This is a genomic window from Rhizobium sp. NFR07 (genome assembly GCF_900111905.1).
Classification (GTDB): domain Bacteria; phylum Pseudomonadota; class Alphaproteobacteria; order Rhizobiales; family Rhizobiaceae; genus Neorhizobium.
In genome coordinates, this window is record NZ_FOKM01000002.1 from 623,207 (window position 1) to 643,734 (window position 20,528).

The window sequence follows — 20,528 nt, forward strand, 5'->3', positions numbered from 1 at the left end:
AGACTTATGTTTGAGGCAGATAGCGCTCGCTTGAGCGGAGGGAAGAGGGGCGCGCCACATTTCTGTCATGCTTACCGTCGCGTCGAAAGGCAACCCTGGTGCTTGCCTATCTCTCGGAACGCGGCAGCTTGAACTCTACCACTTTATTGCATTCTCGTAGGCGATTGGGTGGTGAGCATGTGTCAGAAGTTGCACTTGTAATCCAATTGAGCGTCCGCATAACTTGCCTGCAATCTTCCTGAGTGCGAATTCCATCGTCAGATATCGGGGACAGGCGGGACGTGTCGATTTCCGTGAATGCTAGATCAGACGCCCCTGCAAAGGCGGCGCACCACCCGAAGCTGGGTTATCGTCCGGAAATCGATGGCCTCAGATCGCTTGCCATCCTGCCGGTTCTACTTTTTCACGCGGGCGTGCCCGGCTTTGACGGCGGCTTCGTCGGCGTCGACATCTTCTTCGTCATATCCGGTTTCCTGATCACCGGCATCATTGCCGAGGAACTCGAGGCGAAGCGCTTTTCCATCCTGACATTCTACGAGCGGCGCGCCCGGCGCATTCTTCCGGCGCTTGCGTTCTTTTCGCTGACCACGCTCGTGGCGGCATGGGTCCTGCTGCTTCCGTCTTTCTTCGAGGATTTCAGCCGCAGCCTCGTCGCGGTCGGTACCTTCACATCCAACATTTATTTCTGGAAGAATTCCGGTTATTTCGAAAACACGGCACTACTGCGCCCGCTGCTGCATACATGGTCACTGGCGGTCGAGGAGCAGTTCTACATTGTCATGCCCATCGCGATGTGGCTGCTTCACAGATATGCCAGGCGCTTTCTGTTCTGGGGGCTCGCCATCGCGGCGGTGCTGTCCCTTGCGCTCAGCGTCTATGCGACAAGCGTAGCCCCCACGGCGAATTTCTTCCTGCTTCCGACGCGTGCATGGGAACTCCTGCTCGGCTCCCTGCTGGCGATTTCCGGTGCGCACGGCCTGCCGCGGCGCTTCAACGGCATCGCGGCGATCGTCGGTGTCCTGCTGATCGCGATTGCCGTCTTCGGTTATACCGAAGCGACGCCGTTTCCGGGCCTGACCGCTCTGCCGCCCTGCCTCGGCGCGTTTCTAATCATCCTGACCGGCCGGAACACGCCGATCGGCGCCGTCCTGTCGACAAGACCGATCGTCTTCATCGGCAAGATTTCCTATTCCCTCTATCTCGCCCACTGGCCGGTCACGGTCTTCATCCGTTACGTCACGCTGGAAGAGCCGACCGCGCTCCACTGCGTGGTGATCATCCTTGCCAGTTTCGCGCTGGCGATCTTTTCCTGGTGGTTCGTCGAGCGTCCGTTCCGCGTCCGCCGTGCCACCGGTGCGCGCAACACCCGCACAGTGCTGGTCGGTGCCGTCGCCACGCTCGCGGCGCTCGCCGTTCTCGGCGGCGCAGGCATGTGGAGCAACGGGTTCCCGGGGCGTTTTCCGGATTATCTCGCGATGAAGAGCCGGACAGTGGAAATGGCAAAGTCCGAGCCGACCAATACCTGGCGCAACGGTAAATGTTTCTTCGAGGAAGGACAGCCCTTCGGCAACTGGAAGGCTGAGGATTGCGCGCTCGTATCAGACCCCGGCCCGGGACCCGCCACACTCCTCTGGGGGGATTCCTTTGCCGCGCATTACGTGCCGGGCCTCACCGCCAATGCCAATCTCGTGCCGGGCCGGCTCTATCAATATACCTATGCCGGCTGCCCGCCGGTTCTCGCCTATTATTCCTATGCCAGACCCTCCTGCAGCACTTTCAACGAAAAGGCCGTGGAGATCATCAAGTCGCTCGACATCAAGACTGTCGTCCTGTCGGCGCGCTGGATCGACCTGCGCTCCCGCGGGGTGGATCTGCTGTCGGGCACGATTGCCACCCTGCGCTCGCTCGGCGTGAAGGTCGTGGTGATCGGCCAGTCGCCCGCCTTCGTGATCAATGTCGATGTCATCGCCTATGCCAACCGCACCCATGACGATCTTCGTGCAAGCTGGTTCTCGGTTGTCGACGGCGAGTTCAACGCCAAGCTTCGGGAGGTCTCCGCCGGTGCGACATTCATCGATCCGATCGCGGTCGAATGTCAGGCCGGGCGCTGCCCCTACATGGACGAGGGCCGCCTCCTTTATTTCGACGCGGCCCACCTCACCAATTTCGGCAGCGCCCAGGTGATGAAGTCCCTGCTCCCGATGATCGTCGAGGCGACCAACGGGGTCACGGCCAACTCTTCGCTCTGAGCGAACAGGCGGCGGCTCCCCACGTCTCTATTTCTTCCGGCTCGGATGATGCGGTGTCTTGTTCCAGTGGAAAGGCCGGGTCCTGAGCTCGATCACCGCCCGCCAGCTCGCAAGCGAGATCATCAGCCAGTAGAAGGGCACGAAGACCCAGCGCCATCCAAGCAGCCGCTTCTCGTGGTCTATCATCGAGCCGACGCCAAGCCCGAGGAAGATCAGGTAGCTTCCGAGGATGTTGACGAAATCCATGACGAACAGGGTGATGACGCCAAGCGGCAGGTCGTCTCTCGGCGCATCGAGCATGGCCGAAGCACCGAGCCACAGGAAGACGAAGATCAACGGATGCAGCAGCGCCGAGACCAGCATGCCGCCGACGAGCAGCTGGAATGTGAGGAAGGGCAGAAAACCCATTTCCCGCATCAGCCGGCCGGGATCTCGCATCAGTACCAGCCATGTCTGCAGCCAGCCCTTGAACCAGCGGGCGCGCTGCGCCATCCAGACGGAAAATTCGACCGGCGCATCCTCCAGCGTCTGCCGCGTCAGCACGTCGGACCGGTATCCCATCCGCGAAAGGCGAAGCCCCATGTCGGCATCCTCGGTGACATTGTAGGGGTCCCAGCCGCCAACGGCCTTCAGCAGTGCCGTCCTGAAATGGTTGGAGGTGCCGCCGAGCGGCAGCGGCATCCGCTGGCGCCCGAGCATCGGCAGCAGCCCGCGAAACAGCGCGGAATATTCGAGCGAGAACAGCGCGCTCAGCCATGAGGCTCGGGCATTGGTGATGATCAGCGGTGCCTGCAGGCAGGCAAGCTCTGCCGGCCCGTGGTGAAACCGCGCAAAGGCTTCGCGCAGCTGCTGCGGATGCGGCCGATCCTCGGCATCATAGATCGCCAGCAATTCTCCGCGCGCGGAAGCCAGCGCATAGGTCAGCGCCTTCGGCTTCGTCCGCGGCCCGATCGGCGGCACCCGGACGATCTCGAATTGCGGCGGCAGGCCAACGGCCTCCAGAGCCGTGATCGTCTCCTCGTCGTCAGCCTCGCAGACCAGCTTGATGTCGATCAGCGATACGGGCCAGTCGAGCCTCTTCAGCGAGCCGACCAGCTGCCCGGCCATCTCCGCCTCCCGGTAGAGCGCCACCATGACCGTGTAGCGTGGCAGAAGCCCGGACGGCATCGGCACGGGCTCCACCATCTCCCGCCGACGCATCCGTCCGGCAAGCGCTGTCAGCCTTAGCACCAGCGAGGCGAGATAGAGAAGCGAAAGGAGCACATGCACAAAGAGAAGCATATCGGCCGTCGCCATCAGCAGCGTGGCCCCGGCCGTCGCTACGATCATGCCTGCCACGAAACCCTGTGATCCGGTAAGGATCGTTCGCGCCGAAAGGGCAGGGTTTGCCTCGAACAGCCCGTTTGTCGTCTCGCGGGCACGCCGTTCCGCACCGGTCGCCCAGACGGCATCGCGGATCGCCGTCGGGGTGGTAATCGCGAGATCGCGGCCGAGCAGCGGCATGGTGATGAGCGCGGAGGCAATTTCGGCAAGACGGGCCGCCTCCGGCACGATTGCCATCTGTGGCGCGCGGTTTCGGCCATTTATCCGCACGGAGTTTGGACGGATCAACTGACTGTCCAGCGTGGCCCTGTCCTGCACCGTCCCCGGTTCGATGGTCTCTATGAAAGGCAGGCGGAGGAGCCGGGCCATGGCGCCGTAATAAGCCTCTTCCTTCACATGACCCGACCTCAGTAGTTCCGCCTCGACGGAGGTGCCGTTCTGCCGAGCCAGATCGACCATGGCAGCAATCAGCGGCTTGGAAAAGCCGAGTGCCGCCAGTGCGCCGAGTTCTCCCTGCGGGATATCCGGCGGAATCTGTTGCGGGTCGCCCACGCCCGCCTGAAGGGCCTCGGTTGTTGCGGAAAAATCGTCATGTGCATCCGCCCCCTGCGGCGGATATTCCCCGATGCGCATGGTTCTGTTACACCGTCCCCGAAAGGGACGTCCCAGCCTGTCCCGCAGAGCATTTTAAGGGGGCACAGGATGAATACATCCCCAGTTTGGCGGGGGGCAGTCGCTCTTCTGCAGGCAGGCATGCTCGCCGCGGCGCTGCTTGCGCCGCTCTTTGCCCTCTCGGCGTCCACGGTAATGGCGCAGGAAGCCGGTAAGGAAGATGCCTTGCCGTCGATGTTCGACGGCCGCGAACGACTGGCTCGCCCGGATCTGTCGGCGGTGGTGCGCGTCCGCATCCTGACGACGGTCGATTTCCCGCCGTTCAATTTCGCCGACCAGACCGGCCGGCTTTCCGGCTTCAACGTCGATCTGGCGCGCGAGATATGCGCCGAGCTGAAGCTTGAGGCCAAATGCCAGATCCAGGCCCTGCCTTTCGAGGATCTCGAAAAGGCGCTGGAAGGCAATGGCGGCGAGGCGGTCATGGCGGGCATTGCCGCGACACCGCAGCGGCGCGACCGTTTTCTCTTCTCCCGCCCCTATATCGGCATCCCCGCCCGCTTCGCCCGCAATCTCAAGGCGCAGATCCCCGGAGAGACTGCCGCAGCGCTTTCCGGCCGTAAGGTGGGCGTGGTCAAGGATACCGCCCACGAAATGATGCTGAAGGCCTATTTCCCGGCAATCCAGGCGGTGCCTTTCGGCAATGACTGGGAAATGACCGAGGGACTGAAGAAGGGCGCGGTCGACGCGGTCTTCGCCGATGGCCTGCGACTGCCCTTCTGGATATCCAGCGAGGCGTCGGAAAAATGCTGCGCACTCTTCGACGGCCCCTATCTTTCGGAAAAATTCCTCGGCGAAGGCCTGTCGGTCATGGTCCGCAAGAGCGACCCGATCCTCGTTTCCGCCTTTGACCAGGCGCTGGCTGCGCTGTCACGCAACGGCCGGCTGCAGGATCTCTACCTTCGCTATTTCCCGAGTGGCCTCTATTGAGGGCGTCTGATTGCCTGGGAATTTGGTCCTAGCGCATGGGGATCGGAACGGGTCCGGTCTTTGCAGGATAAAGGGCGGATGGTTACTGGCTTGCCCAGATGATCCTGGCCATCCATTCCACATCGGTCAGGTCGAAAACCCGGTTCGGATGCTCCGGGTTGAGTGACATCACCTCGACGCTACGCGGGCTCTGGCGGGCCAGGACCTTGGCCATAACCTCGCCCTCGCGGGTCTTCAGGACCACACGGTCGTTGCGCCTTACCGGTGCGCCCGGCTCGACGATCAGCACGTCGCCGTCGCGATAGAGCGGCATCATGGAGTCGCCCTGCACCTCGAGTGCATAAACGCCCGGCTTGCGGGCGGGATCGACGGGAAAATCCACCACGTCCCAGCCCTGACCGGCCGGAAAGCCGCCATCGTCGAAAAAACCGCCTGCGCCCGCCTGGGCAAAGCCGAGCAGCGGGATGTTGCCGCTCTGTGGCGGAAAATTGCCATCGGGGATCTGGCCGCGGCCTCCCGCCGGCAAGAAACTCATGAACTGGTCGACCGTCGAACCCGTGGCATCGAGCACCTTGGCGATCGACTCGGTCGATGGCCAGCGCAGCCGCCCGTCGGGGCCGAGGCGCTTGGATCGGTTGAAGGATGTCGGGTCGAGGCCGGCGCGACGGGCAAGGCCGGATGGCGTCAGCTGGTGACGCTCGGCGAGCCTGTCGATCGCGATCCAGATGGTTTCATGTGACAGCATCGTCGCCCGTGCCCCGGCCCTTGCCGCCCAGGCGGGGCGAGGCAAGGCCTCCGATCAGAATGAAGCGCCCGGCGATCGCCGCTCGCGCGAAAATGCCGGAGACGGTCTCATGATGACCATCTCATACGGCGCCGCTGATTTTAGCGGAGCCGCAGGTCTCCGTAAAGAGAGGAGAGGAATAAAATCCTCTCGCCCTTCAAAGACGGATCAGGCCACCATTGCCATGTTGATCTTGCCGAGCTTGATGACCGCCTGGGTGCGGCTGTCGACGTTGAGCTTCAGGAGGATGGCTGAGACATGCGCCTTGATCGTCGCCTCCGACACGCTGAGTTCGTAGGCGATCTGCTTATTGAGCAGCCCTTCGGCAAGCATGGTCAGCACCCGGGCCTGTTGCGGCGTCAGCGTCTTCAACCGGTCGAGGATCTCGGTCAGGCCCGGATCGTCCTCCATCTGGCCGATATCGCCGGCAGGTGCACAGACGCCGCCCTCCAGCACGGTCTGGACGCCGGCCCGGATCTCGTCGAGACCCGACGACTTGGCGATGAAACCGGACGCGCCGAGTTCCAGCGACCGCCGCACCGTCGTGCAGTCATCGGTCGCCGAGACGATGACGATAGGCAGCGCCGAAAACTGAGCCCTCAGTGTCATCAGCCCGGAAAAGCCGCTGACCCCCGGCATCGCGAGGTCGAGCAGCATCAGGTCGGCGTCCGGATTGTCGGCGGCCGCCTGCTGGGCTGCGGCAAACTCCCCGCATTCGATGATCACGAGCTTCTCGGCCATGGCCTGCAAAGCCTGCACGAGCGCGCCGCGAAACAGCGGATGGTCGTCTGCGATGATGATTGTGAGTGTCTGCATTCCCACGCCCCCTCCCAAAGGCATAGTCGTGCTCGGGCTGGATGCCCTAAGGCCCTCCTCAAGGCCTGGTTGAATTTGTAACCTCCTTCGTGAGTCGAGACAAGGGCGAGGTTTTGGCAGGTTCGTTCCGGCGTTAAGCCTCGCTCGCGTCGTGGATCAGTCCGGTTTGCGGAAGGTGGTTGAGAGTGTTGAAAAAGATTGCGGCGATCGTCTTCCTCGCCTTTGCCTGCCTCGTCCTGCTGGCGCTGCAATGGCTGAGCGGCATCGATCCGACGCTGTCCAGGCTTCCACCGGACAAGGTCGGCCTCCTGCTGGAGATCGACGACGAGCAGGCGCGCGGGGTCTTTGCCGGCCTGTCCCTGGTTGATGTCAGGGAGGACGGTTTTCTCGACAGCCTGATCACCTCGCGCTGGTGCGGCGTTGCTCCCGGCCAAGGGGATGCCCTGTTCGAAACCGGCTTCGTGCAGGATCGCGATGCCGCGTCCTTCATCGCGGCGTCACCGATCACCAAACCCTATTTGCGTTTCGGCATCCGGGATCTCGGTTACCGTGCGCTTGCCGTCGGGATCGAGCCGGAAAGTGATTGCCTCGATTTCTATGTCACCGAATTCAGCTGAACTCACGTCCGGTCGGGCTGCGGTTCCTTCTCCGGTTCTCCGGTGAATTCCCGCACGATCCCCATGAAGGTCCGCATGAACCGTTCCATGATCGACAGCGACCGGTCGACCTCCGCGTCGCTCGGCAGCCGGTCCGGCGGCGTCTGGCTGAGGCGTTCCTCAAGCACGCTCACCCGCTTTTCCAGAAGATCCAGCTCGGTCTCGTAGGCCGCCCGTTCGTCGGGCGCCATCCGGCAGGTCAGTTCGCCGCTCTGGTCGCGGCAGGTGGTGATAGCGCCGGTCTCGGTGTCGAGCCTGATGATCCCGCCTTCGCTGCGTTCCATCTGGAACCGCTGTTGCGCCTCTGCCGCGCCGGCGGCGAGAACGACGGATCCGGCCAAAGCTGTAAGGGTTAGGGCTGTGCGCATGGCGTCTTCTCCTCTATGACGGTGGACATTCGCCGGGCTTTGCGGCAAACGATGCGGCACCACCTCGATTGAGCCTTCGACGGGCTCCTGATAGGCCTCTGATCGGGCCAATGTTGGGAATGTGTGATGACGGATACCGTTTACAAGATCGTGCCCGAGGCGCTGTGGCGTGAAGCCAAGCAGAAAGGCGTCTTCGACGGCGCCGAGATCGATCACCGCGATGGCTATATCCACTTTTCCACTGCCGACCAGGCGCGTGAAACGGCAAAGCTGCATTTTGCCGGACTGACGGGGCTTCTTCTCGTCGCCGTCAACACGCCGGTTCTGGGTGAGGCCCTGAAATTCGAGCCGTCCCGCGGCGGCGATCTCTTCCCCCATCTCTACGGCACCCTGCCGCTCTCCGCTGTGCTTTGGGAGATGCCGCTTCTGATCGGCGTTGACGGCCAGCACGCTTTCCCGGAAAAAATGACTTGATCAATCGTCTCTCTGCACTCGCTTCCCGTAGCCTCTTCGCCTTTGATCCAGAAACCGCCCACGGCATGTCCATCGCGGCGCTGAAGGCCGGCGTCCTGCCATCCTGCGTGGTGAAGAGCGACCCGCGCCTTGTTCAGATGGTGGCCGGCATCCGCTTTGAAAACCCGCTCGGTCTCGCCGCAGGCTATGACAAGAATGCCGAAGTGCCGGACGCCATGCTCAAGCTCGGTTTCGGCTTTACCGAAGTCGGCACGATCACGCCGAAACCCCAGGCCGGCAACGACAAGCCGCGCATCTTCCGGCTCGTCGAGGATCGCGGCGTCATCAACCGCCTCGGTTTCAACAACGAGGGCCATGACGCAGCCTTCCAGCGGCTCTCCGCGCGTCGCCCGGCATCCGGTATCGTCGGCGTCAATATCGGCGCCAACAAGGACTCGGCCGATCGCATCGCCGACTACGTCACCGGCATCCGCCGTTTCTATCCCGTCGCGACCTATTTCACCGCCAATATCTCCTCGCCCAACACGCCGGGCCTGCGCGATCTGCAGGCACGTGAAAGCCTCGCAGCCCTTCTCGAAGCAGTGCTGGCCGCCCGCGCCGAAGAGGCCGAGCGTACCGGCAAGACGCTGCCGGTCTTCCTGAAGATCGCACCTGATCTGACCGAGGAAGGGCTGGACGACATCGCGGCCGAAGCGCTGGCCCATCCGCTCGACGGCCTGATCGTCTCCAACACCACGCTGTCGCGCGATGGCCTTAAGAACCGGACGAATGCGAAGGAAAGCGGCGGCCTTTCCGGCGCTCCGCTGTTTGCCCGTTCGACGGCGGTGCTGGCAAAGGTGCGCAAGCGCGTTGGGCCGGACCTGCCGATCATCGGCGTCGGCGGCGTTGCAAGCGCGGAAGATGCCTTGGAAAAGATCCGCGCCGGTGCCGATCTCGTGCAGCTCTATTCCTGCATGGTCTACGAGGGACCGGGCCTGCCTGCCACGATCGTTCGCGGTCTGTCGAAACTTCTCGACCGGGACGGTACGCGCTCGATCTGCGACCTGCGCGATACCCGCACCGATCACTGGGCCGGTCAGGTTCTCTGATCAGAAGCTCTGACGCGCCTTTGCCGGCAGCATCGCGAGCAGGAAGAACCCGCGCATGGCGAGAAACAGGTTGAGCGCCAGCCACAGGCCGTGATTGCCGAAGGGCGGTACGAGCACCGCAAGGCAGATGCAGAAGCCGAGAAGCGAGGCGAGCATCATGTTGCGCATCGCCCGCGACCATGTGGCGCCGATGAAGACCCCGTCCATCTGGAAGGCGAGCGCACCGGTAAGCCCGGTCAGCGCCGCCCAGCCGAGATGGGCATAGGCCTCGGCGCGCACTGCCGGCGAAGTCGTCAAAGCATCGATCAGGCCCGTTCCCGTAGCGAGGAAGAACAGCGCCAGCGCGCCCGCCATGGCAAACGACCAGAATGCCGTCAGCTTCAGCGCCCGGTCGAAAGCGGGGCGGTAACGCGCGCCGACAGCCCGTCCCGCCAGTTGCTCGGCCGCACCCGCCAGTCCGTCGAGAAAGAACGAGCAGAGCATGAAGATGTTCATCAGCACGGCATTGGCGGCAAGCGTGACCGGACCGAAGCTCGAGCCGATCCGTGTCGACAGCGCAAAGGCACCGTTCAGCACCAGCGAGCGGATCAGGATATCGGCATTGAGCTGGAAAAGTGCCTTCAGCCGGTTGGGGTCGAGAATCTGGCGGAAGCTCGGCCGGCTCGCGGTGTTTGCCGAAAACTGCCGCAGCACGACGGCAAGTCCGACGCATGCGCCGGCCACCTCGGCAATCGCCGTCCCGGTCGCAACCCCATCGACGCCCCAGCCAAGATGAAGCCCGAGATAGATTGACAAGGCTATGTTGCAGCCATTGATGATGATCTGCAGCACGAGGCCGGTCATCCCCTGGCCGCGTCCGAGCACATAGCCGAGAACCGCGAAATTGATAAAGGTCGCCGGGCTGCTCAGCACCCTTATGCCGAAATAATGCCGCGTCACGTCGGCGACCGCCGTATCGTCGGTCATCAGACCGGGCGCGAAGGCCAGAATGAGCGGCGTCATGGCCAGCATGAGCATGCCGAGCCCGATCGCGCTGATGAAGGCGCGCCAGAAGACCGCCTGTTCCTCCTGCCCGTCACCGCGCCCGAAGGCCTGGGCGGTCAGTCCGGTGGTCGAGGTACGGAAGAAGCTCAGGCTGCCGAAGATGAGGTCGAACAGGATGGCACCGATCGCAAGGCCCGCAAGCGCTGCGGGGTCGCCGAGGCGGCCGACGACGCCGGTGCCCGTCAGCCCGATCAGGGGCGTCGTCAGGAAACCCAGCGTCATAGGGATGGCGATCGACAGGACGCTTCGATGGGTCACGGTGAACGGGCGCTCGGTTACGCCCGGAGCGGACACCTCATCGCCTGCCGCCTGCTGTACCGTCATTGCCGTCAGGCCCCCGCCCGATGAGTGAAGATTAGCCGGAAAGCACCATCGCCCAGTAGGTGCGCCCGTTCTCGGCCTTTGCCACTGCCACGCCAAGGCCGCGATAGTTGCCGAGCATGTTTTCCAGATGCTTGGGACTGTCGATCCAGGCCTGCACGGCCTCGGTCACCGTATGCTGGCCGGCCGCGATGTTTTCCGCCGCCGGCAGAGCCACGTCGCTCTTCTTCATCCGCGAACCGAAATTGTCGCCGAGGCCGATCAGGTGCTTCATCTCTTCCGCCTTGGCCATGCGGATAGACTGGATCACCGCCGCCTTGCGCGCAGGCGTGTCGAGCGTCAGAGCCGAGAGGCCTTTGCTCGCGCGCAGCTTGTTGACCATCGGCAGGGCCGCCGCCGTCTCGTCTTCCGAACCCGGTGTTGGAGCCAGAACGGACGTGGTGGAGCAGCCGGCGAGAACGAGACCTAAGCCGGTCAGCGCGAGGAACCCGCGGCGGGAAGAAATCGTGGAAACAGTCATGTCAGCGGCGATAGCTCATCAAGCGAAGCACGACAAAGATCGGGACCACCACGATCGCGCCGAGCAGCAGGTAGTCTCCCACCCGTCCGAGCGCGCGAAAGCCGTTGTACCAGAGGTCGAGGAAGTAGTAGCGGATGTTGTCGACGATATTGTCCGGCGTGAAGCCGAAGAACGCAAGCACGAAGCCGACGATCAGGCAGACCACGATCAGCTTGATGATCGTGCGGGCGATCGAGTCGCCGAGGAACTTGTTCACGCCATCCGCCATTCTCAACTGTCTCCGTTGCCCTCGAAGGGTGTCTTCATGCCATAACGGCGCCGGGATTGTCCCGCAACCGTCAGATAGCCCATAAGGTAGGCATTGCCATCCGCCTCTCAAATAGAACTTGAGTTTTTTTGTGGCTCCGGCAATGAGCGGCAGGATTTCAGGACAATAGATGATGAGCCAGTTCTCTTCCGGCGACGTGATCGCCGACCGCCGTGCCGATTATGCCCGCATGCTGGCCGACGGTAAGGATTTCGCTGCCGCTGCCGAACTCATGGAACAGGCGCTTGAACTGGCGCCGTCATGGGCCGCCGGCTGGTTCCGCCTGGGCGAGTATCGCGAGAAAGCTATGCTCGAGACGGCGGAAGGCGCCTATCGTCAGGCGCTCGAACTGGAACCTGAGGACGTCTTCGGCGCCACATTGAAACTCGCTGTTATCGGCGCGGAAGAGGCACCCGACCAGCCGCCGAGCCGCTATGTGGAAAGTCTGTTCGACGGTTATGCCGATCGCTTCGATACGGCGCTGGTCGAAAAACTCGATTATTCCGTGCCCGGCAAGCTCGCGGCCCTGGTCATGCCGCACGCGCCTTTCTCGCTGGCCGTCGATCTCGGCTGCGGCACCGGCCTGTTCGGCGCCGAGATCCGCGATCGGGTTACGCAACTGGAAGGCTTCGACCTTTCCGCCAACATGCTCGCTAAGGCGCAGGACAAGGGCCTTTACGATCATCTCGGCCAGGCCGATCTCAGCCTGGCGGAAGACGAGGCCGGCCTGTTCGGTCCCGGTCTTCCGCGCCATCGCGCCGATCTCGTCTCCGCCGCCGACGTGCTCATGTATCTCGGCTCGCTCGAAACGGTCTTCCCGCTGGTGACGGCTCTGTTGGCGGCCGACGGCCTGTTTGCCTTTTCGGTCGAAGATGCAGGGGAGGGCGAAGCAGGGTTCCTGCTGCGGGATTCGCTCCGTTATGCCCATGCGGAGCCCTATATCCGCGCGCTTCTCGACGGCCACTGCCTCGACTTCATCTCCTCCAAGAAAACCGCCATTCGCATGGATGCCGGAAAACCCGTTCACGGTATTCTGTTTCTGTCGCGAAAACGCGGCTGAACAAGGCTTTCTTGCTTTTTCACGCAAGCGTGATCGATTGCCCTGATCCCGCTTGATGAAATCCGTGCTGCGATGCACAATTGCAGATGAAACAATTGGCCGGAAAGAACGGCCATAAGGGGAAAACACGTGGCAGCAGAACAGAGCGCGAGCAAGCGCCGTCTGGGTTTCTACAGTCTCGATCCGGCGCGTCACACGAAGCTCGAGGATGCGCAGGGCCTGTTCATCAGTTCGATGGTCGCGGCTCTCGGCCTCTATCTACTCAGCCAGGCCGGGTTTCTGACCAGCGGCACGGCCGGCGTCGCATTCCTTCTGCACTACGCCTTCGACATCCCCTTCGGCGTACTGTTCTTCGTCGTCAATCTGCCGTTCTACTACCTGTCGTTCAAACGCCTCGGCATCGGCTTCTCGTTCAAGACCTTTGTCGCCATCCTGATGGTCTCCTTCATCACTGAGCTTGAGCGGCAGTTCATCGTCATCCAGCATCTCGATCCGTTCTGGGCCGCACTTCTCGGCGGCATCCTGATCGGTTTCGGCCTGCTCGGGCTTTATCGCCACCGCGCCTCGCTCGGCGGCATCGGCATTCTGGCCATCTACATCCAGGACCGTTTCAAGATCCCCGCTGGCCTCGTGCAGCTTGCCTTCGACCTCTGCGTCATGGCCGCCGCCTTCTTCGTCGTCAGCCCGATGACGGTCCTTTGGTCGCTGTTGAGCGCCGTGGTGTTGAACCTGCTGCTCACCATCAATCACCGTTCCGACCGCTACATCGCGGTGCGCTGACATGGCGGGCGCGGTCGACAAGAAAAGTCCGATCGGCTTCTGGGCCTCCTCGACCGAAAAGCATTCGATCATCGAGGACATGCAGGGCATCGTCGCCGGCTCCATGCTGGCCGCTCTCGGCGTCGTAATGCTGTCGAGCGCCGAACTGCTGATCGGCGGGACTGCCGGCCTCGGCTTCCTGTTGCGTTATTCGGTCGATATCAGCTTCGGCACCGCCTTCTTCCTGCTCAACCTGCCCTTCTACTGGCTGGCCTACAAACGCCTCGGCGCCGTCTTTACGGTAAAAACCTTCGCGGCCGTTGCGCTCACCTCGGTGCTGACCGGCATATTGCCGAAACTCATCGTCATCGAGGATATCCAGCCGATCGTCGCCGCCCTGTTCGGCGGCCTGCTGATCGGCTGCGGCATGCTGATCCTGTTTCGCCACCGGGCGTCGCTCGGCGGCTTCGGCATATTGGCGCTTTACCTGCAGGACAGGTTCGGCTGGCGGGCCGGCTTCGTGCAATTGGGACTGGATTGCGTGGTTCTGATCCTGTCCTTCTTCGTTGCCGACCCGCTCGTGATCGCTTGCTCGGTCCTTGCAGCGGTGACGTTGAACCTGACGCTCGCCATCAACCACCGCACGGATCGCTATATCGTCAGGTAGCCGCTCTTCATTTCCTTGGGTGAAGACTTATCTTGTCTCCCGTGGATCTCGTCGAAACCAAACCCTCCGGCAGCCAAGCCGCCACTTTGCCCCGGCCGTTCCTGAACTGGTTCGCCGAGAAGGGCTGGCAGCCGCGTGCCCATCAGCTGGAGCTTCTCGCCCGCGCTCAGGCCGGCGAGAACATGCTCTTGATCGCGCCGACCGGTGCCGGCAAGACGCTGGCCGGTTTCCTGCCTTCGCTGACCGATCTTGTGGCGTGCGGAAAAATCCCGCCCGGCTCGGCCTTTACCGGCATCCACACTCTCTACATTTCGCCGCTCAAGGCGCTCACCGTTGATATCGAACGCAACCTGATGAAGCCAGTCAACGAGATGGGCCTCGCCGTCACGGTGGAAAACCGCACCGGCGACACGCCGCAGGCCAAGCGCCAGCGACAGAAACTCAATCCGCCAGATATCCTGCTCACCACGCCCGAGCAGGTTGCGCTGTTGTTGGCCAATAAGGAGGCGGCGCGCTTCTTCAAGGACCTGAAATACGTGGTCCTTGACGAGCTGCATTCGCTCGTCACGTCCAAGCGCGGGCATCTCCTCTCGCTCGGCCTTGCCCGCCTGCGCAAGCACGCACCAAACATGCAGACGATCGGCCTCTCCGCCACTGTCGCCGATCCGATGGATCTGCAGCGCTGGCTGGTCCCTCAAGGTGAAACCCCGGCCCCGCCCGCCGGCCTTGTCCATGTCACAGGCGGTGCCGCGCCCGATATCAGCATTCTGGGCACCGACACCCGCATTCCTTGGTCAGGCCACGTCTCCACCTATGCCATCCCCGAGGTCTACGAGGAGATCAGGCGCCACAAGACGACGCTGATCTTCGTCAACACCCGCTTCCAGGCCGAACTCCTGTTCCAGACGCTCTGGACCATCAACGAGGATAACCTTCCGATCGCGCTGCATCACGGCTCGCTCGATGCCAGCCAGCGCCGCAAGGTGGAGGCGGCGATGGCGGACAACAAACTCCGCGCCGTCGTCGCCACCTCGACGCTCGACATGGGCATCGACTGGGGCGATATCGATCTGGTCGTCCATGTCGGCGCACCGAAAGGCGCCTCGCGCCTTGCCCAGCGCATCGGCCGCGCCAACCACCGCATGGACGAGCCGTCGAAGGCCATCCTCGTGCCCGCCAACCGTTTCGAGGTGATGGAGTGCCAGGCGGCTCTGGATGCCAATTATCTCGGCGCCCAGGACACGCCTCCTGTCGGTGAAGGTGCGCTCGACGTGCTGGCCCAGCACGTCCTCGGCATGGCCTGCGCCGAACCCTTCGATCCTGTCGCGCTCTATGACGAGATCACCTCGGCCTCGCCCTATGCGACCCTCTCCTGGGAAATGTTCGAGCGCATCGTCGATTTCGTCGCCACCGGCGGCTACGCGCTGCGCAGCTACGAGCGCTATGCCAAGATCCGCAAAATGGAGGACGGCCGCTGGCGCGTCTCCAATCCGCAGATCGCCCAGCAATACCGCATGAACCTCGGTACCATCGTCGAGGCGGCGGAGCTCAACGTGCGTCTGGTCAAGCGCAACGCAAAGGGCACGATCGGCCGAGGCGGCATGACTTTGGGCAAGGTCGAGGAATATTTCCTGGAACAGCTCGTCCAGGGCGACACCTTCCTCTTCGCCGGCAAGGTGCTGCGCTTCGAAGGCATCCGCGAGAATGAGTGTCTCGTCTCAAACGCCTTCTCGCTCGATCCTAAAATCCCCGCCTATGCTGGCGGAAAATTCCCGCTCACCACCTATCTGGCCGATCAGGTCCGCGCCATGCTGGCCGAACCCGAGCGCCGCACGGCCCTGCCGGATCAGGTCCGCGACTGGCTCTCGATCCAGCTCGAACGCTCCATGCTGCCCAGGCAGGACGAGCTCCTCATCGAAACCTTCCCCCGCGGCAAACGCTTCTTCATGATCGCCTACTGTTTCGAGGGCAGACTGGCGCACCAGACCCTCGGCATGCTTCTGACCCGCCGGCTGGAGCGCGCCGGGGCCCGCCCGCTCGGCTTCGTCGCCACGGATTATTCGCTCGCGATCTGGGGGCTGAACGACATGGGTGCGATGATCGCGGATGGTTCGCTCAGCCTCTCCGACCTGTTCGACGAGGACATGCTGGGTGATGATCTCGAAGCCTGGCTCGATGAAAGTTACATGCTGAAGCGCACCTTCCGCAATTGCGCCGTGATTTCCGGTTTGATCGAGCGCCGTCACCCGGGCAAGGAAAAGACCGGCCGGCAGGTGACGGTCTCGACCGACCTGATCTATGACGTGCTGCGCTCCCACGAGCCCGACCACGTGCTTTTGGAGGCGACCCGGCGCGATGCGGCGACGGGACTTTTGGATATCGGCCGGTTGGGCGATATGCTTGGCCGAATCAAGGGGCATATCACCCACCGCAACCTCGATCGCGTCTCGCCCTTGGCGGTTCCGATCATGCTGGAGATCGGCAAGGAGAGCGTGCCCGGCGAAGCCCATGACGCGGTGCTCCAGGAGGCTGCCGACGAGTTGATCGCGGAGGCGATGGCGCCGTGATTTGTGGTGAGAGAAAAGACATAAGCTCCCTCATCCCTGTGCTTGTCACAGGGATCCAGCCAGCCCAAGTCCTTGGGCTGGGAAGAGTCTTTAACCGCGCAGACGCGCGGTTGCTGGATTCCTGTGACGAGCACAGGAGTGAGGGTGTTTCGAGAAAGACGAAAAACACGTGATGCATCGCCTGGGCCTCGCCGCCCGCACAGTCCTGACAAACGGCCTCGCCGCAGGCACCGAGGAAATCCTCGTCCACGGTGTCGCGGCCGTCTGCGATCCGCTCGGCGGCCTCTACCTTCCGGAAACGGGCATGCTCGTCGTCTCCGATCTTCACCTGGAAAAAGGTGCGGCCTTCGCTCGCCGCGGCATGATGCTGCCGCCCTATGACACGATCGCCACGCTCAACATCCTGGCCGCCGTCATCGCCCGCTACGACCCGAAGGTCGTCGTCTCGCTGGGTGACAATTTCCATGATCGTAGAGGCTCCGAGCACCTGCCCACCGACCTGCGGAAAATGATCACCGACATGGCGCGTGGCCGCGACTGGATCTGGATCAACGGCAACCACGATCCAGACGGCACCACTGATTTGCCCGGCCTGTCGAGTGACGAACTCGTCTATGGCGGCCTCGTATTCCGCCACGAGCCGAGCCTGATCTCCGCTAAGGGCGAAATCGCCGGCCACCTCCATCCCGCAGCCACCGTGCGTCGCCGTGAAAAGTCGGTCCGCCGCCCATGCTTCGCCAGCGACGGCCACCGGCTTCTTATGCCGGCCTTCGGCGTGCTCGCCGGCGGCCTCGATCTGCGCCACAAGGCGATGCAGGGCCTTTTCCGCAAGGAAACGCTGGTCGCCCATCTGCTGGGCCGAGACCGGATTTATTCGGTGCGCTACGGCAGCCTTATGGGGTGAGGAGCGGTCAGGCGAAGCCTGAGCAATCGATCCAGTGAATCGATTGCAGCGACGAACGCCCTGAGCGAAAGCGAAGGGCTGGGGCCTTACCCTTACCGATAGACCAGCACCGGGATCTTCGACCCCGCCAGCACCTTCATCGTCACCGAACCTAGCATGAAGGCCTTGAAGCCGGAGCGGCCATGGGAGGCCATGGCGATCACGTCGCAGCCGTGCTTGTCCGCTGTCTTGACGATGCAGCCGGCTGGATCGACGCTCAGCATCTTGGCCGTCTCGCAGGACAGCCCGCGCTTGGTCGCCGCTGCCTCGCCCGCCGCAAGGATGGCATCCGCCTCCTCGTTGCTGTAGCGCTCGTATTCGGCATAGGCGATGTCCATGCCGGTCGGGTTGATGGTGAACACCTGCATCGGTTCGATCACCGCCAGGATCGTCACCTCGGCCTTGACCTCGGCTGCGAAGTCGAGCGCCCTGTCGAGTGCCTGCGTGGAAAGCGCCGAACCGTCGGTTGGAATGAGCACATGCTTGAACATCGTCTTCTCCTGTCTTGAGGAGAAGAATGAACCCGGGCGGCGAACCTGCCTTGACCTGCGTCAAGATCGCGATTTTGCCAACAGCCTCGTCAGCGGGCCAGCTTGGCAAACCCCTTGGCGAGGATCGGCCCGGTTGGCCGCCCTGTCGGCGAACCCCCGGCCTGTTCCAGCGTGATCTCATAGAGCTGCGTGTCCTGCGGTCGCGGCAAGGCCGGGCCATGCAGCGTCGTCGAATGCGCGTCTTCCAGGAGCCCGAGCGACATCGGCCCCATTTCCCGGGACGGCAGCGTCCAGACCTGCATCGTCTTGTCGGCGGGAACGGCAAAATCGGCGAGCAGGCGGATGCTTGCCGTGTCGTTGCCGAAATCCTCCACCACGGCCTGTACTTCGCCGGCCTCGTTCAACAGCACCGCGACGACCAGCGGATCGACCGTTCGCGTCACGCTCCACACCAGCCCGCCGGCCAGGATCAGCGAAGCGGCGATGGCCGAAACCGCTGCTGCCCGCCAGCCGGAACTCACTCCGCCCGCGCGGGCATTGTCGTTGCCGGCAGCCATCGGTGACGCGGGCTGAACAGCCGCGATAGGGGGCGCAGTCGGGGAGGGCGATACACCCTGTTCCGGCAGTCGGCTCTCGATCGCCTCCCACAAAACCGGAGAAACGGCGGCGGGATCGACACTCGTATCGAGCGGCAGGAAGCTCTCCCGAGCTTCGGCGACGGCCTCGGCCAGCGCGGGGTTGCGCTCGATTTCGGTTTCCACCGCCACCTTGTCCGCTTCGTCGAGCAGGCCAAGCACGTATTCGTCGGCGATAGCGGGAAATTCGCTGGGCGTGAGCTTCATGCCATGCACTCCCGCAGTGACAGGAGCCCGCGTCTTATCCAGGATTTGGCGGTCCCGAGCGGCAGGCTCAGCCGTCCGGCGATCTCGCCATGGGTATAGCCGCCGACATAGGCCATCAGGATGCCGCGCCGCCTCGTCTCGTCCAGCCGGCCGAGGCATTCCTTCAGCCGGCTGTTGCGGTCCAGCCTGTGCCAGGCGGCCATGATCTGCTCCAGCTGTTCGCTATCCTGCAGCGTCTCCAACCTATCATCTGCAACGAGGTCTTCCCGGCTGCCGTCACGCAAAAGGTTGAGCGCCCGGTTGCGCACGATCGCGTAGATCCAGCCGCGCGCCGATCCCCGCTCCGGCGAATATTGATGGGCATGGGTCCAGATGCGGATAAACGCCTCCTGCACCACTTCCTCGGCGAGGTCCCGCCGCCTGACGATCCGCTGCGCCATCGCCACCAGCCTGCCGGCCTCCTCGTCGAAGATGCGGCGCAGGGCGCTGCGGTCGCCCGCTGCACAGGCGGCAAGCGCCGCTCCGAGATCCGTCGATTGGTCTGTCACCAAGGCCAGTGCGTCCTCTCTCCCTGAATATTTGCCGGTTTGCGAATATTCCGTCTCTGCTGTTGCCACGGCGGACATGCTCTCGTCCAGTCTTCAAAGGGGCAGCGACCGTTATGAAGCCGCATGTAGAAGACACGCGGACGGCGGAAATGGATGCAGGATGGAATTTATTTTTCGACGCTGCATCCAGGCGCGCCTCGCCATGTGTCTCCCTTCCGAGAGCAACGAAAAGGCCAAGTGCCGGAACGCTCTCCATGATTTTGGAAACACAACGGGAGAAACTCATGACCATCGCTCGCACCGCACTCGTCGCATCCACGATGCTAGTCGCCTCGGCCGCTGCCGCATCCGCCGCCCCCGTCCTCGGCCTTGCCGGCGACAAGACGCTCGTCATGTTCGACACGGCAAAGCCGGAGGTCACCAAGACGATGGAGGTCACCGGCGTCGACAAGCTCGTCGGCATCGATTTCCGCCCCGGTAACAAGACCGTCATCGGCGTCACCCCGGACCACGCCATCGTCTCGATCAACCTCGAAACCGGTGCCGCCACAGAAGTCGCCAAGATGGACAAGATGCTGACCATGACGGAAGCCCCGGTCGTGGTCGACTTCAACCCGATGGCCGACCGTCTGCGCTTCATGACCGGCACCACCAATCACCGCGTCCATCCGGACACCGGTGCGGTGACCGTCGATGGCACGCTCGCCTTCGAGGAGGGCGACATGCACAAGGGCGAAACCCCGAACATCGTCGCTGCCGCCTACACCAACTCGATCGGCAAGCCGGAAAAGACGGCCATGTACAATATCGACGCCACGATCGGCGCGCTGATCCAGCAGACCAAGCCGAATGACGGCACGCTCAAGGCGATCGGCAAGCTTGGCCTCAAGGAAATGCCGGCCACCTATGCCTTCGATATCCAGGGGGAAGAAGGCGGCAAGAACACCGCTTATCTCGCCGCCGGCAAGATGCTCTACACCGTCAACCTGGAAACCGGTGCCGCGACCGAGGTCGGTGCCATCACCGGCGTTGACAACGAAGTCCGCGACATCGCCATCCTTCCGGCAATGTAGGCCGGCAGTCGCGTTTTGAAGAAGAAGGG

21 protein-coding genes are annotated in these 20,528 nt (G+C 63.0%); 11 read left to right on the forward strand and 10 right to left on the reverse strand.

Annotation, left to right across the window (positions count from 1 at the left end):
* The first annotated feature begins 281 nt into the window (after positions 1 to 281).
* Positions 282 to 2,249: an acyltransferase family protein gene (locus BM216_RS06660; protein WP_210217026.1), complete on the forward strand. Its 1,968-nt coding sequence runs from the start codon at positions 282 to 284 to the stop codon at positions 2,247 to 2,249.
* Between the two features lie 27 nt (positions 2,250 to 2,276).
* Here the strand turns inward: BM216_RS06660 and BM216_RS06665 are convergent, their stop codons facing one another.
* Complete coding sequence (locus tag BM216_RS06665) at positions 2,277 to 4,205, reverse strand: glycosyltransferase family 2 protein (RefSeq protein ID WP_092996802.1); 1,929 nt, start codon at positions 4,203 to 4,205, stop codon at positions 2,277 to 2,279.
* A 120-nt stretch (positions 4,206 to 4,325) separates the two neighbouring features.
* Between BM216_RS06665 and BM216_RS06670 the strand changes: the two genes are divergently transcribed.
* Positions 4,326 to 5,171 (forward strand): transporter substrate-binding domain-containing protein, encoded by an 846-nt coding sequence (locus BM216_RS06670; protein WP_244530106.1) that lies wholly within the window; start codon positions 4,326 to 4,328, stop codon positions 5,169 to 5,171.
* 82 nt (positions 5,172 to 5,253) lie between these two features.
* Here BM216_RS06670 and BM216_RS06675 read toward each other — a convergent pair whose 3' ends face one another.
* Both BM216_RS06675 and BM216_RS06680 read right to left on the reverse strand, forming a co-directional pair.
* The gene (locus BM216_RS06675) at positions 5,254 to 5,916 is read right to left on the reverse strand and encodes a S24 family peptidase (protein ID WP_092996808.1); all 663 of its coding nucleotides are present in this window, start codon (positions 5,914 to 5,916) and stop codon (positions 5,254 to 5,256) included.
* Between the two features lie 207 nt (positions 5,917 to 6,123).
* Complete coding sequence (locus BM216_RS06680) at positions 6,124 to 6,771, reverse strand: response regulator (protein ID WP_092996811.1); 648 nt, start codon at positions 6,769 to 6,771, stop codon at positions 6,124 to 6,126.
* Between the two features lie 185 nt (positions 6,772 to 6,956).
* Between BM216_RS06680 and BM216_RS06685 the strand changes: the two genes are divergently transcribed.
* Positions 6,957 to 7,388, forward strand: a complete 432-nt coding sequence (locus BM216_RS06685) for a hypothetical protein (RefSeq protein ID WP_143102736.1) — start codon at positions 6,957 to 6,959, stop codon at positions 7,386 to 7,388.
* Between the two features lie 2 nt (positions 7,389 to 7,390).
* On the opposite strand, the gene BM216_RS06690 is transcribed toward BM216_RS06685, so the two are convergent.
* Positions 7,391 to 7,795, reverse strand: coding sequence for a hypothetical protein (locus BM216_RS06690; protein WP_092996817.1), 405 nt, complete (start codon positions 7,793 to 7,795; stop codon positions 7,391 to 7,393).
* Positions 7,796 to 7,921: 126 nt separating this feature from the next.
* Here BM216_RS06690 and BM216_RS06695 point away from each other — a divergent pair, with 126 nt between their 5' ends.
* Positions 7,922 to 8,269 carry a DUF952 domain-containing protein gene (locus tag BM216_RS06695; RefSeq protein WP_092996821.1) on the forward strand — a complete coding sequence of 116 codons (348 nt, stop codon included), beginning with the start codon at positions 7,922 to 7,924 and terminating at the stop codon, positions 8,267 to 8,269.
* Entirely contained in the window at positions 8,266 to 9,357 is a 1,092-nt protein-coding gene (locus tag BM216_RS06700) for a quinone-dependent dihydroorotate dehydrogenase (RefSeq protein WP_244530092.1), read from the forward strand. Before BM216_RS06695 ends, BM216_RS06700 begins: the two co-directional genes overlap by 4 nt.
* Here BM216_RS06700 and BM216_RS06705 read toward each other — a convergent pair whose 3' ends face one another.
* Genes BM216_RS06705 through BM216_RS06715 form a run of 3 tightly spaced genes read right to left on the reverse strand, consistent with a single transcriptional unit; the run spans position 9,358 to position 11,510 of the window.
* Positions 9,358 to 10,725, reverse strand: a complete 1,368-nt coding sequence (locus BM216_RS06705; protein ID WP_092996824.1) for an MATE family efflux transporter — start codon at positions 10,723 to 10,725, stop codon at positions 9,358 to 9,360. It abuts the gene before it with no gap.
* A 31-nt stretch (positions 10,726 to 10,756) separates the two neighbouring features.
* Complete coding sequence (locus tag BM216_RS06710; protein ID WP_092996827.1) at positions 10,757 to 11,242, reverse strand: CAP domain-containing protein; 486 nt, start codon at positions 11,240 to 11,242, stop codon at positions 10,757 to 10,759.
* Between the two features lies 1 nt (position 11,243).
* The gene (locus BM216_RS06715) at positions 11,244 to 11,510 is read right to left on the reverse strand and encodes a DUF6460 domain-containing protein (RefSeq protein WP_092996830.1); all 267 of its coding nucleotides are present in this window, start codon (positions 11,508 to 11,510) and stop codon (positions 11,244 to 11,246) included.
* 172 nt (positions 11,511 to 11,682) lie between these two features.
* Here BM216_RS06715 and BM216_RS06720 point away from each other — a divergent pair, with 172 nt between their 5' ends.
* From BM216_RS06720 to pdeM, 5 genes are all read left to right on the forward strand, one after another.
* The gene (locus tag BM216_RS06720; protein ID WP_092997028.1) at positions 11,683 to 12,609 is read left to right on the forward strand and encodes a class I SAM-dependent DNA methyltransferase; all 927 of its coding nucleotides are present in this window, start codon (positions 11,683 to 11,685) and stop codon (positions 12,607 to 12,609) included.
* A gap of 129 nt (positions 12,610 to 12,738) precedes the next feature.
* A complete protein-coding gene (locus BM216_RS06725; protein ID WP_244530093.1) occupies positions 12,739 to 13,389 on the forward strand; it encodes a YitT family protein in 651 nt (216 codons plus the stop codon).
* Between the two features lies 1 nt (position 13,390).
* Positions 13,391 to 14,035, forward strand: a complete 645-nt coding sequence (locus BM216_RS06730) for a YitT family protein (RefSeq protein WP_092996832.1) — start codon at positions 13,391 to 13,393, stop codon at positions 14,033 to 14,035.
* An 86-nt stretch (positions 14,036 to 14,121) separates the two neighbouring features.
* Entirely contained in the window at positions 14,122 to 16,602 is a 2,481-nt protein-coding gene (locus BM216_RS06735) for a ligase-associated DNA damage response DEXH box helicase (protein ID WP_244530107.1), read from the forward strand.
* 172 nt (positions 16,603 to 16,774) lie between these two features.
* On the forward strand, positions 16,775 to 17,506 hold the full coding sequence (gene pdeM, locus BM216_RS06740; protein ID WP_092996838.1) for a ligase-associated DNA damage response endonuclease PdeM: 732 nt from the start codon (positions 16,775 to 16,777) through the stop codon (positions 17,504 to 17,506).
* A gap of 92 nt (positions 17,507 to 17,598) precedes the next feature.
* Here pdeM and BM216_RS06745 read toward each other — a convergent pair whose 3' ends face one another.
* From BM216_RS06745 to BM216_RS06755, 3 genes are all read right to left on the reverse strand, one after another.
* Entirely contained in the window at positions 17,599 to 18,036 is a 438-nt protein-coding gene (locus BM216_RS06745; protein WP_092996841.1) for a universal stress protein, read from the reverse strand.
* A gap of 89 nt (positions 18,037 to 18,125) precedes the next feature.
* On the reverse strand, positions 18,126 to 18,878 hold the full coding sequence (locus BM216_RS06750) for an anti-sigma factor (protein WP_092996844.1): 753 nt from the start codon (positions 18,876 to 18,878) through the stop codon (positions 18,126 to 18,128).
* Entirely contained in the window at positions 18,875 to 19,426 is a 552-nt protein-coding gene (locus BM216_RS06755) for a sigma-70 family RNA polymerase sigma factor (protein WP_244530108.1), read from the reverse strand. The genes BM216_RS06750 and BM216_RS06755 overlap by 4 nt, the downstream gene beginning before the upstream one ends.
* A 284-nt stretch (positions 19,427 to 19,710) precedes the next feature.
* On the opposite strand from BM216_RS06755, the gene BM216_RS06760 reads away from it, so the two are divergent.
* Positions 19,711 to 20,499, forward strand: coding sequence for a DUF4394 domain-containing protein (locus tag BM216_RS06760; RefSeq protein WP_092996850.1), 789 nt, complete (start codon positions 19,711 to 19,713; stop codon positions 20,497 to 20,499).
* Positions 20,500 to 20,528: the final 29 nt, after the last annotated feature.